Below are 11,525 nucleotides of genomic sequence, written 5' to 3'. Positions count from 1 at the left end.
GCCCGCCGGGCCTGGGCGCTGCACCGGCCCTTATGGGCGGCGATGGGCGCCCTCCTGGCCGCCTACGTGGTGTTCTACCTGGTGCGGATGCGCGCGGGCGAGGGCGGGGAGGGCGCGGGCGTGCCCCGGCCGGCCCCGAGGCCCCGCCGCCCACCGGAACGCCGCCGGGGTCCGAACGCGTACCGGGGGAGGGGTGACCGTGGACATCCTCACCGACCTGCTGGCGTGGTTCGCCGACCCGGCCCACTGGACCGGTGCCTCGGGCGTTCCCGCGCGCCTGGGCGAGCACGTCTACTACTCGCTGCTCGGACTGCTGCTGTCCGCGGCCGTCGCCGTCCCCCTGGGGCTGCTCACCGGGCACACCGGCCGGGGCGGCTTCCTCACCACCAGCCTCGCCAACCTCGCCCGTGCCCTGCCCACCATCGGCGTGCTGTTCCTCATCGTGCTGGCCGCCGGGATCGGGCTCGTTCCGGTCCTGTGCGCGCTGGTGGCGCTGGCGGTCCCACCGATCCTCGTCAACACCCACGAGGGCGTGCGCGGGGTGGAGCCCCGGCTGCGCGACGCCGCGCTCGGCATGGGCATGCGCGGCCACCAGGTGCTGCTGCGGCTCGAACTGCCCGTGGCCGTCCCGCTCATCCTCATCGGGATGCGCACCGCGGCCGTCCAGGTGGTCGCGACCGCGACCATCGCCGCCTACGTGGGCGTGGGCGGCCTGGGCCGCTACATCGTCGACGGCCAGGCCCGCCAGGACCTCACCATGATGCTGGCCGGTTCGCTGCTGGTGGTGGCGCTCGCGGTCCTGACCACCCTGTTGTTCGCCGGTCTGCGGCGGCTCCTGGTCGCGCCCGGTCTGCGCGTCCGGACCACCGGGGTCCGCTAGCGCGGGACGATCCGCGTCCCCGTGTCCCGAAGTACTCCAGAGAGAAGGTTCGCGAACATGCGCACGAGGCTCGCCCTGATCGGGCTCCCCCTGACCGCTGTGCTCCTGACCGCGTGCGGCGGCAGCGACCCCTACGAGGAGGAGGAAGGCGGGGGCGGCGACGGGGCCTCCGCCGGATCCGTCGTCATCGGCTCCGCCGACTTCCCCGAGTCCACCCTGCTCGCCGAGATCTACGGCCGGGCCATGGAGGCCGAGGGGGTAGACGTCACCTACCAGCTCAACATCGGCAGCCGCGAGGTCTACTACTCCCAGATCGAGTCCGGCAACCTGTCGGTCTTCCCCGAGTACAACGGCGCGATCCTGGCCTACCTCGACGAGGACGCGCCCACCGGCGGCGGTGAGGAGACCAACCAGCGCGTGACCGAGGCGCTGCCCGAGGGCCTGGAGATCCTGGACTCCTCCAGCGCCGAGAACAAGGACTCGGTGACGGTCACCCGCGAGACCGCCGAGGAGTACGGCCTCAGCAGCCTGGCGGACCTGGCCGGCGTCGCGGGCGAGCTGACCCTGGGCGGCCCGCCGGAGTTCGAGACCCGCCAGCAGGGCGTGGTGGGCCTGGCGGAGGTCTACGGCGTCGAGTTCGGCGAGTTCCGCTCGCTGGAGGTGGCGCTGCTGACCCAGGCGCTGCTGGACGGCGACATCCAGGCCGCCAACCTGTTCACCACCGACCCGCAGATCGCGGTGGAGGACTTCGTGGTGCTGGAGGACCCGGAGAACCTCTTCGGCGCCCAGAACATCACCCCGCTGGTCAACGCCGAGCAGGTGGACGACACCGCCCGCGCCGCACTGAACGCGGTCTCGGCCGCCCTGACCACCGAGGCCCTCACCGAGCTCAACGAGCGCGTCATCGTCCAGAACGAGAACGCCGCCGACGTGGCCCAGGAGTGGCTGGAGCAGGAGGGGCTGGTCTAGGTCCCCGGGACCGCGCCGTCGGCCCGGAGGGGCGCCCCTCCGGGCCGACCGTGTTCACCCCACCGAGTGGTAGCGGCCCGACCAGCGGACCAGGGCCGGGCCCCGGCCGTTGACCCGGGGCAGGCCCACCACGTCGGCGAAGAACACCGTGTGGTCGCCGACCAGGACGCTCTGGCGCACCGAGCACTCCAGCGCGGCCAGGGAGTCCTCCAGCACGATCGCCCGCGTGCGCTCGCCCCGGTGGTGGGCCTGGTCGGTCACCAGCAGACGGGCGCTGGGGCGGCCCTCGGCGGCGAAGCGCCCGGCCACCGCGCGCTGCCCGGCGCCCAGCACGTTCACGGCGAAGGCCCCGGCCTCCTCGATCACCTCGGCCATGTAGCCCTCGGAGTCCACGCTCACCGACACCACCGGCGGGTCCGCCGACACCGACCCGAAGCCGCTGACCGTGGCGCCCACGTCGTCGCGGCCGTCGGCGACGGTCACCACCGTGACCCCGGCGGGCAGCAGCGCCATCGCCGCCAGGTAGCCGGGGGTCAACGGACCTCCCAGTTCCCGGGCATCATCAGCGGGCCGCCCGCGGGCAGCCCCATCGCCACGGCCGCGTGCTGCAGGGGACCCCATCCGCTCAGCACGGTCTGCGGCCCCGAGGCGCCCACGTCCTCGCTCGACTCGTGCGGGCGGATCCGGTCCAGCGGGTGCGTGCGCGGGAAGGGGCGCAGCGGCAGCGGCCCCGCGCCGGCCCTCTCCCGGGCCAGCCGCACGGCCGTCTCCAGGCCGCCCAGCTCGTCCACCAGCCCGCGCTCGTGCGCGTCCCGGCCGGTCCAGACCCGGCCCCGGGCCACCTCCTCCACCTGTTCGCGGGTCATGTCCCGCGCCCGGGCGACCTTGCCGGTGAAGTCCTCGTAGATCTCGTCCAGGAGCGCGTTGACCCGCTCCCACTCGGACTCGGTGAAGGGGCGCTCGGTGTCGAACATGCCCGCGTGCTCGCCGGTGCGCACCGAGTCGCTGGTCACCCCGTACCGCTCCAGCAGCGCGCCCAGCACGGGCTTGCCCGTGAGCACCCCGATGGAACCGGTGAGCGTGCCCGGCTGGGCCACGACCGCGTCCGAGCCCAGGGTCACGTAGTAGCCGCCCGACCCGGCGATGTCGCCCATCGCCGAGATCACGGGGACACCGGCCTGGCGGGTCAGCTCGCTCTCCCGGCGGATGGCGTCGGAGGCGGTCGGGGAGCCGCCCCGGCTGTCCACCCGGAACACCACCGCCTTGACCTGGGGATCCTTGCGCGCGGCCCGGAAGGCCGCGGTGACCGTGTCCGAGCCCATGACGGTGCCGCCGCCCAGCGGGGAGCGCCGGGTCCGGCCCAGGGCGATCGTGCCGGTGGCCGAGATCAGCGCGATGTAGCCGGGGCCGCCCGCCCTGCGGGGCCGCGGCGGCGGGGTGTGCTTGCGGTGGTAGCGGGTGACGAACTGCAGCCGCGGCTCCCCCCGGCCGCCGCCCTTCTCGCGTTTGACCTGCTCGAACAGGTCCGCGTAGACCTCGTCGCGGTAGGCCAGCCGGTCGACCAGGCCCTCCTCGGCCGCCTCCCGGGCCAGGAGGGGGCCGCGGGAGACGAGGGCGCGCACCTTCTCCGGCGTCAGCCCGCGCTCCCGGGCCACCGCCTCCGTGATCTGGTCGCCCAGGGAGGTGACGATCCGCTCGGTGGCCTCGCGCTGGGCCTCGGTGTACCCGGTCTCGGTGACGCTGTTCAGCGCGTTCTTGTACTCGTGGCGCCGGCCCACCTCGTAGGTGACGTCCAGTTTGTCCAGCGCGCCCCGGACGAAGGTGGTGCGCATGATGAGGCCGGTGAGGCCGAGCACGCCGGTGGGCGCCAGGGCCAGGCGGGAGAACGCGCAGGCCAGGTAGTAGGGCAGGTTGCCCGCACCGGTCTCGCCGAAGGAGTCGGCCCAGGCCACGGCGGGCTTGCCCGCGGCGCGGAAGTCGGCGACCGCGTGGCGCAGCTCCTGGACCTTGGCGAACCCCAGGGAGCGGGCGTCGACCCGGACCAGCAGCGCCGCCACCCCCGGGTCGCGCGCGCCCCGGCGGATGCCCTCCAGGACGTCGAGGTAGTGCTGCTTGCGGCGGCTCATGAACTGGCCGACCGGGTCCCCGGGGGCCTCGTCGGCGACCCCCTCCGTCAGGTCCAGTTCCAGGACCAGGGGCCCCTTGGGGCGCTGCCGTGCGAGTGACAAGGGTTCCGTGATCTTCGCGAGGTCCACCATGGGCCCAGGGTAGTGGCCGCCGTCCACGGGCGGTCGGAGGCCGCCCTCCCTCCCCGGCCGCCGCGCCTCCGGCCGCGCACCGTCCGATCCCGCGCGTCCGGATCGCGCGGGGATCGGACGGTGCGCGGCGTGTGTCGTCAAGCGCTAAGGTCAACGGTGTTTCGAACCACGCGACGCACGAGAGGGACGACGCATGGCGGGCATCCACGGGTGGTGGCGGCGGGCGCGCGGAGCGCGCCTCGGCGCGGGAGCGGCCGCGGCACTGGTGCTGCTGACCGCGTGTTCCGGAGGCGGCGGCGGAGAGGTCGAGCTGGAACGGGGCGAGAGCGGCATCCTGCCCGCGGCCGAGCCGCCGGCGCCGGAGGAGTTCAACACCCAGAGCATCGAGGGCGTCTCCCTCACGGTCCCCGAGGACTGGAAGGTCCAGAGCGAGGGCGGCAAACTCTGCGTGAGCCCGCCCGGGCAGGCGGCCTGCGCCTACGGTTCGGTGCAGCTGCTCCCGCACGCGGCCGAACGCGACCCGGACAACTGGCCCGCCAAGGACGACGCCTTCAACAAGGACGACGGCTGGGCGGCCGACACCGGCAGCTGCCGCAGCCTCAACACCTCCGCCTCCGGCGGCATCGGGGTGGAGGGGGCCGAGCTGGCGGTCTCCGACTTCACCGAGCACGCCGACGGCCTCAAGTCGCACCACTCGGTGTGGCGGGTGACGTGCGTCAACGACGACACCTTCGAGGTGCGGATGTGGTTCCTGCCCGTCAGTGACGTCCTGCTGTACGTGTGGTCGGCCGACTCCCAGTACTCCGCGGTCTACGACGAGATCGCCCTGTCCATGGACACCACCGAGTACCAGAGCTGAACTCCCGGCGCACGCGGGCCGCCGCCGGCCCCGCGGATTGGCCGTTCGGGTGTCCTCCCGGTCCCGTGAGGCCGTAGGGTCGTACTCATCACGAGAACGTTCGCGCGGGAGCCTCCGCGCGGACCACGGCAGTTCAGGCGACGGCGTGAATCAGGGGGCAGCACTGGTGACCACCATCGGAGCGGCGGGACGGGTCGGTCAGTACACGCTCGACAACGGATTGCGTCTGGTGACCGCTCCGGCCTCCACGGGCCAGGTCGCCTCCGTGAACCTGTGGTACGGCGTGGGTTCGCGGCACGAGGTCCCCGGGCGCACGGGCTTCGCGCACCTCTTCGAGCACCTGATGTTCCAGGGCAGCGGCAACGTCGTCAAGGGCGAGCACTTCGAGGAGGTCGAGCGGCTGGGCGGCGACATCAACGCCTCCACCTCCACCGACCGCACGAACTACTACGAGACGGTCCCCGAGCACGCCCTGGACCGCATCCTGTGGCTGGAGGCGGACCGCCTGGCCACCCTGCGCGAGGGCATGACCCAGGAGGTCCTGGACAACCAGCGCGACGTGGTCAAGAACGAGCGGCGCCAGCGCTACGACAACCAGCCCTACGGCACGGCCCTGGAGCGCATCCTGCGCCTGGCCTACCCCGAGGGCCACCCCTACCACCACCCGACCATCGGCTCCATGGCCGACCTGGACGCGGCCGACCTGGACTACGTCAAGTCCTTCCACAAGGCGCACTACGGCCCGGACAACTGCGTGCTCACCGTGGTCAGCGACCTGGACCCCGAGGACGTCCTGGCCCGGGTGGAGAAGTACTTCGGCGCCATCCCCGCCCGCGACACCCTCCCCGAGGTCCCCGACACCACGCTGGAGGCGTCGCTGGGCGGCCCGGTCCGCGACGCGGTCACCGAGACGGTGCCCGCGGCGGGGGTCTTCCTCGGCTTCCGGGTCCCCGCCTACGGCGAGCGCGGCTTCGACGTGATGCACCTGGCCTCGGCCGTCCTCGGACAGGGCCAGGGCAGCCGCCTGTACCGCTCCCTGGTGGTGGAGCGCCCCATCGCGGCCGACGACGGCGGTGCCGCCGCCGACATCCTGCCGTTCCGCTACACCGACAGCCTCCTGCTGGTGAACATGCTCGCCCGCGAGGGCGTCAGCGGCGACACCCTGGAGGCGGCCATGCGCGAGGAGATCGCCAAGCTCGCCGCCGGGATCGGCGAGGAGGAGCTGGAACGTGCCCGCGCCGTCCTGGAGCGCGACCACCTGCAGTCCATCTCCAGCCCCTCCGGGCTCGCCGACACCATCAGCAGCTGCACCCAGCTGTTCGACGACCCCGAGCTCGCCTTCACCTGGCCGCGGCGGTGGGACGACGTCACCGCCGAGGAGGTGCGGGCCGCCGCCGAGCGCCTGCTGGTCGACGACAACCTGCTCGTCGTCCGCTTCGACCCCGAGCAGACCCAGGCCGCCGGGGCCGACGCCGCGGCGGACGCCTCCTGATCCCGTAGGCGCCCGCCCGCCTCCCGGCCCCGCTTACCCGCACGCGCAGAAAGAGCCGTAGAGCATGCCGCAGAACCGCCCGGACCTCGGTGCCGCAGCCTCCTACACCTTCCCCAAGCCCCACCGCCTCACCGTCGGCGGCGGCACGGTCGTCGCCATCGACGTGCCGGGCCAACAGCTCGTCTCCGTCCGCCTCGTGCACCCCCACGGGGGCGCCGCCGAACCGCTCGACGCCATGGGCGTCACCGCGCTCACCGGCGAGGTCCTGGAGGACGGCCCGGACGGCAACAGCTCCCTGGCCCCCGCCCTGGAGCGCCACGGCGCCGAGTGGGTCTCCCGGGTCAACTGGGACGGCTTCATCACCGGCCTGGACGCCCCAGCCAACCGCCTGGGCGAGGCGGTCCGCCTCTTCGCCGACGCGGTGCGCCGGCCCGCGCTCGCGCCCGAGGACATCCTCCGCCGCCGCGACCAGCTGCTGGAGCGGTTCTGGCTGGAGGCCGCCTCGGCCAGCACCCTGGCCATGCGCAGTCTGGGCGGGCAGCTCTTCACCGGCCGCTACGCCACCCCGCTCGCCGGGGGCCCGGTGAAGCTGGCCGACGTCTCACCCGAGACCGTGGCGGCCTTCCACGCCGACTCCATCGCCTCGGTGGCCGGAACCCTCGTGGTGGTCGGCGACCTCACCGGGGTCGACCTGGAGGACCTGGGCAAGACCGTGTTCGGCGACGCCGCGGCCGTACGGGCCGCCGAGCCCACCGAGCCCGCCCCGCCGCCCGGCGAGCTGCCCCGCGTCCTCATCGTGGACCGGCCGGGGTCGGTGCAGTCGGCGCTGGTCATCGCGCACCGGGCCCCCTCGCGCTCCCGGGTGGACCTGCCGCGCGCCGAGGGCATCAGCGAGGTCCTGGGCGGTATGTTCACCTCCCGGCTCAACCTGGAGCTGCGCGAGCGGCTCGGCTACACCTACGGCGCCGGGTCCCGCTTCGACCTGCGCCGCGACAGCGGGGTGTTCTTCATGTCCACCCAGGTGGAGGCGGACACCACCGCCCACTCGATCACCTCCTCGCTGGAGCAGGTCGCCAAGCTGCGCGAGGGCGGGGTGACCGAGGAGGAGCTGACCGCCGTGCGCGACTCCAACACGGTGGGCCTGCCGGTCACCTACTCCACCGCGCGCGCCATGGCGGGCGCCCTGGTCGACATGGTCGTGCACGACCTGCCCGAGGACCACGTGGACCGTACGCGGGCCGGGTATGAGAGGCTGACCAAGGAGGCCCTGGACAGCGCCGCCACCGAGTACCTGCGCCCCGAGGAGTCGGTGGTCGTGGTCGTGGGCGACGCCGAACGCCTGCGCGGGCCGATCACCGACACCGGGGTCGGCCCGGTCGAGGTGCGCTCCCCGGACTCGCTCTGGTCGTGAGGGCGCCGGGTGCGCGGGACCCCGCCCGCGCACCCCGCTCCCACCAGCGACGCAGGTGCTCAAACGAGAGCTACGTCACTGCATGCACGGGCGTTCGGCGGACATAACGAAAGCGAACCTATGTGCCCGTGATATGGCAACCATCAGTATGGATCCGGCGTCCTGCTGGTATAACGAGTGATCCGTGCACCTACGCGGTGAACAGTGACCGCAACGCTCCGCAGGAGGCCACCATGGCCGGCGAATGGACCCGTGGATAACCGTGTCCTCCCTAGACAACCCCCACACGCAGCGGCCCGAGACGCCGCGGTCCTCGGCGAGCCCGGAGAGCGCGGGTACGAGTGACTCCGGGCCCCAGGGGCGCCTGCTCAAGGGGCGCTACCAGCTGGTGTCGGAGATCGCCCGGGGCGGTGTCGGCACGGTGTGGCGCGCCTCCGACCTGGTCATCGACCGGGAGGTGGCGGTCAAGGAGCTGCGCCTGCCCGCGGACCTGAGCCGTTCCGAGCGCGAGTCGCTCCTGCAGCGCACCACCCGCGAGGCCCGGGTCGCCGGGCGCCTCACCCACCCCAGCCTCGTCACCGTCCTGGACGTGGTGGACGAGGACGACCGCCCCTGGATCGTCATGGAGCTGGTGGAGGCCTCCACCCTGGAGGAGCTCATCCGGGTGGGCCCGCTGCCCTACCAGCGCGTGGCAGAGATCGGCCTGCAGCTCATCGACGCCCTCAAGGTCGCGCACAACGAGGGCATCGTGCACCGCGACGTCAAGCCCGACAACGTGATGATCAGCCAGACCGGACGGGTGGTGCTGACCGATTTCGGCCTGGCCGCCTGGAACGGCGAGTCGGCGCTGAGCGCCTCGGGCCGCATCATCGGCTCCCCGGCCTACATCCCGCCCGAGCGGGCCAAGGCGGGCCCGGTCGGCCCGGAGTCGGACCTGTGGTCCCTGGGCGCCACGCTGTACGCGGCGGTGGAGGGGCGGCCGCCCTACGACCGCAAGGGCTACATCAAGATCCTGCGCCAGGAGCAGCTGGACGAGCCCGCCGAGGCAGCCAACGCCGGGCCGCTGGCGCCGGTGCTGGCCGGGCTGCTCAGGGTGGAGCCCTCCGAGCGGCTGACCGCCGAGAACGCCACCAAGATGCTCCGGATCGCCGCCCTGGCGCCGTGGGCGCCCGAGACCAGCCCGGAGACCGCCGCCGAGGGCACCGCCACGCCCGCTGAGCCCCGGCCCGGGGGAGAGGACGGCCGGGAGTCGGCCCGCGAGCACTTCAGGGCGGGCGCGCACGTGCTCGCCGAGTCCATCAACGAGCGGCTGCGGCACAGCCCCGAGGCGATGAACTCGATCATGACCTCGATTCGCGAGTCCACCGACACCCTGGGGCTGACCAGCTCGGGCAAGCACGCGGAGAAGAGCCGTGTGCCGGTGGTCGCCGGGATCGCGGTCGCGCTGGGCGTCGTGGTGCTGCTGGCCGTCATGCTGTGGGCGCTGCTGGGCCGCTGACGGCCGCCGGGCCCGCCGACCGGGCCGGTCCCGTACACGCGAGAGGGCCCGCCCCGGGGCTTCCCCGGGCCGCGGGCCCGTGTTCGTAGGGCCGGCGGGATTCGAACCCGCACTGTACAGCACCTAAAGCTGCCGTCTCCTGCCGGTTGGACTACGGCCCCCTCGGGGCAACTCTACCGGTGCCCGGGGCGGGCCCGGGGCCCGGGCCCCGGGCGGCCTCCGGCCGGTGCTACAGGCCCAGCTCCCGCTTGATGCGGTCCACGTGGCCGGTGGCCTTCACGTTGTAGAAGGCCTTCTCCACCCGGCCGTCGGTGTCCACGACCACGGTGGAGCGGATGACGCCCTGCACGACCTTGCCGTAGTTCTTCTTCTCACCGAAGGCGCCGTAGGCGCGCAGGGTGTCCTTGCCGGGGTCGCCGAGCAGGGTGAAGGTCAGGCCCTCCTTGTCCCGGAACTTCGCCAGCTTGTCGCTGGTGTCGGGGGACACGCCCAGCACGGTGAACCCGGCGGCGTCGAACTCGCGCAGGTTGTCGCGGAAGTCGCAGGCCTGCGTGGTGCACCCGGGGGTCATGGCCGCGGGGTAGAAGTACAGCACGACGCGCTGGCCGGTGGAGGCCAGGACGTCGCTGAGGGTGACGGGCCTGCCGTCGGCGTCGTCCAGGGTGAAGTCGGGCGCCTTGTCGCCGGGCTCCAGACGGATCGGGTCGCTCACGTGGTGTTTCCCTTCGGTTCGCGGGCGGGGCCTGCCCCGCCGGCTCTCGCTCCCACCCTAGGACCTCCTTCCGGCGCCCCGGGATCGACCGCTTCGCGGGTTGTGCCAGGGTGGGATGGCGGTCTTCGGTTGCGATTGCGGTTCGTTTCCTCCGCATCGGGATTGACCAGCGGTGCGATCACCTATTGTTGACCGCACTTGGCCTTTCGGCCGGCCCCCGCGGACGCCCCTCGCGCGCATCGGGACGCCGCGCCGCTGGCGGTGCCCGCCGCCGGACCCGAACAGATCCGCTTCGCTGTGGGGAGTAGTGGCGACGATGCCTGGATTCACACTCGACGAGGTCAGGGCCCGGACCCTCAAGGAGCGCGACTCCTGGTGGACGGTCTACCTCGTGGACCCGGTGGCGGTCCGACTGGTCCGCCTCGTCGCCAACCGGACCTCCCTCACGCCCAACCAGCTGACGGTGGCCGCGCTCTTCCTGGGCCTGGGCGCGGCCGTCTGCTTCTCGTTGGGCTACCGGCACTTCCTGGCCCTGGGCGCGCTGCTGTACTTCCTGTGCTTCCTCGTGGACTGCGTGGACGGCAAGCTGGCCCGGCTCACCAACTCCGAGTCGCTGTTCGGCGCCTGGATGGACTACGTCTCCGACCGGTTCCGGGTGTTGGTGTGCGTGGTCGCGCTCATGGGCGGCCAGTACGTGGTGGCCGCCGAGGGGGGTGCGAGCGGGCCGGTGTGGTTCGTGTGGCTGGCCCTGGCGGTGGTGTTCCTGGACATGCTGCGCTACCTCAACGCCCTGCAGGTCTACAAGGTGCGCCGGGAGATGCGCTCGCACCTGGCCGCGGCCCTGGAGCGGGCCCGCGCGACCCTGTCCATGCTGGAGCCGGAGGAGGACGACACCGGCTCGGCCACGGGCGCGGGCGGGCGCACGATGAGCGACGGCGGCGAGCAGGCCGTGCTGCGGCACGGCATCGCGGTGCTGGAGCAGATCCTGCACAGCCAGACCGAGCGCGAGACCCGCAACCACCGCACGGCGGGCAAGCAGCCCGACCTGACCCTGCCCAAGGTGGACCTGCACCAGGAGTTCCGGCACCGGTTCCCCTGGTACCAGCGGTTCTGGGCCTCCCTCAACGCCCGGCGGGTGCGCACCCACCTGGTCGGCGGCATCGAGTTCCAGATGGCGGTGTTCGTTCTGGCCCCGCTGGCGGTCGCGGTCTTCGCCGCGCCGTCCCTCATCGGGTGGATCACCGCCGTTGCGGGTGTTTTGCTCCTCGCGTTCGAGATCGCCATCATCTATAAACTGTGGTTGTCCACGCGGGACTTCTTCCGCGTGGTCGACGGAATCGACAGCGCACTGAGGTTCACCGGTCCGTCCGACGGCGCGGAGGAGGAGAGCCGGGACTCCGGCTCGGGCACGGGATCCCAGTCGACCCTGCGCTAGGAGAGAGGCAC

The 11,525-nt window shown here is 72.9% G+C and carries 10 protein-coding genes and 1 tRNA gene; 7 read left to right on the top strand and 4 right to left on the bottom strand.

Going from position 1 to position 11,525, the window contains the following annotated elements; genetic code table 11:
- Positions 1–199 precede the first annotated feature (199 nt).
- Positions 200–880, top strand: coding sequence for an ABC transporter permease (locus tag FYW95_RS11435; RefSeq protein ID WP_159943064.1), 681 nt, complete (start codon positions 200–202; stop codon positions 878–880).
- A 57-nt stretch (positions 881–937) separates the two neighbouring features.
- Positions 938–1,849 (top strand): ABC transporter substrate-binding protein, encoded by a 912-nt coding sequence (locus tag FYW95_RS11430; RefSeq protein ID WP_159943034.1) that lies wholly within the window; start codon positions 938–940, stop codon positions 1,847–1,849.
- Between the two features lie 54 nt (positions 1,850–1,903).
- On the opposite strand, the gene FYW95_RS11425 is transcribed toward FYW95_RS11430, so the two are convergent.
- A complete protein-coding gene (locus FYW95_RS11425) occupies positions 1,904–2,362 on the bottom strand; it encodes a flavin reductase family protein (protein WP_159943063.1) in 459 nt (152 codons plus the stop codon).
- 20 nt (positions 2,363–2,382) lie between these two features.
- The gene (gene sppA, locus FYW95_RS11420) at positions 2,383–4,107 is read right to left on the bottom strand and encodes a signal peptide peptidase SppA (RefSeq protein WP_159943033.1); all 1,725 of its coding nucleotides are present in this window, start codon (positions 4,105–4,107) and stop codon (positions 2,383–2,385) included.
- A gap of 193 nt (positions 4,108–4,300) precedes the next feature.
- Between sppA and FYW95_RS11415 the strand changes: the two genes are divergently transcribed.
- From FYW95_RS11415 to FYW95_RS11400, 4 genes are all read left to right on the top strand, one after another.
- The gene (locus tag FYW95_RS11415) at positions 4,301–4,966 is read left to right on the top strand and encodes a hypothetical protein (RefSeq protein ID WP_159943032.1); all 666 of its coding nucleotides are present in this window, start codon (positions 4,301–4,303) and stop codon (positions 4,964–4,966) included.
- Positions 4,967–5,132: 166 nt separating this feature from the next.
- Positions 5,133–6,458, top strand: a complete 1,326-nt coding sequence (locus tag FYW95_RS11410; protein WP_159943031.1) for a M16 family metallopeptidase — start codon at positions 5,133–5,135, stop codon at positions 6,456–6,458.
- A gap of 64 nt (positions 6,459–6,522) precedes the next feature.
- Positions 6,523–7,869, top strand: coding sequence for a M16 family metallopeptidase (locus FYW95_RS11405; RefSeq protein ID WP_159943030.1), 1,347 nt, complete (start codon positions 6,523–6,525; stop codon positions 7,867–7,869).
- Between the two features lie 244 nt (positions 7,870–8,113).
- Entirely contained in the window at positions 8,114–9,367 is a 1,254-nt protein-coding gene (locus tag FYW95_RS11400) for a serine/threonine-protein kinase (protein ID WP_370462390.1), read from the top strand.
- A gap of 86 nt (positions 9,368–9,453) precedes the next feature.
- Here the strand turns inward: FYW95_RS11400 and FYW95_RS11395 are convergent.
- Together FYW95_RS11395 and bcp are read right to left on the bottom strand one after the other, a co-directional pair.
- Positions 9,454–9,528: transfer RNA gene (locus FYW95_RS11395), tRNA-Leu, on the bottom strand.
- 68 nt (positions 9,529–9,596) lie between these two features.
- Entirely contained in the window at positions 9,597–10,079 is a 483-nt protein-coding gene (gene bcp / locus FYW95_RS11390; RefSeq protein WP_159943029.1) for a thioredoxin-dependent thiol peroxidase, read from the bottom strand.
- 316 nt (positions 10,080–10,395) lie between these two features.
- Here bcp and FYW95_RS11385 point away from each other — a divergent pair, with 316 nt between their 5' ends.
- The gene (locus FYW95_RS11385; RefSeq protein ID WP_159943028.1) at positions 10,396–11,514 is read left to right on the top strand and encodes a CDP-alcohol phosphatidyltransferase family protein; all 1,119 of its coding nucleotides are present in this window, start codon (positions 10,396–10,398) and stop codon (positions 11,512–11,514) included.
- The last annotated feature ends 11 nt before the right edge of the window (positions 11,515–11,525 follow it).

The organism is Nocardiopsis sp. FR4 (assembly GCF_009830945.1).
Taxonomy (GTDB): Bacteria; Actinomycetota; Actinomycetes; order Streptosporangiales; family Streptosporangiaceae; genus Nocardiopsis.
Note: the sequence above shows the minus strand (reverse complement) of the source record. Positions and strands in the feature narration are given on the sequence as shown.

What these genes read in the sequence shown, in the direction of transcription:
- FYW95_RS11425 (WP_159943063.1), bottom strand. Translation starts at nt 2,362, where the DNA reads ATGGCGCTGCTGCCCGCCGGGGTCACGGTGGTGACCGTCGCCGACGGC.
- FYW95_RS11415 (WP_159943032.1), top strand. Translation starts at nt 4,301, where the DNA reads ATGGCGGGCATCCACGGGTGGTGGCGGCGGGCGCGCGGAGCGCGCCTC.
- FYW95_RS11385 (WP_159943028.1), top strand. Translation starts at nt 10,396, where the DNA reads ATGCCTGGATTCACACTCGACGAGGTCAGGGCCCGGACCCTCAAGGAG.
- FYW95_RS11400 (WP_370462390.1), top strand. Translation starts at nt 8,114, where the DNA reads ATGGACCCGTGGATAACCGTGTCCTCCCTAGACAACCCCCACACGCAG.
- FYW95_RS11430 (WP_159943034.1), top strand. Translation starts at nt 938, where the DNA reads ATGCGCACGAGGCTCGCCCTGATCGGGCTCCCCCTGACCGCTGTGCTC.
- FYW95_RS11405 (WP_159943030.1), top strand. Translation starts at nt 6,523, where the DNA reads ATGCCGCAGAACCGCCCGGACCTCGGTGCCGCAGCCTCCTACACCTTC.
- sppA (WP_159943033.1), bottom strand. Translation starts at nt 4,107, where the DNA reads ATGGTGGACCTCGCGAAGATCACGGAACCCTTGTCACTCGCACGGCAG.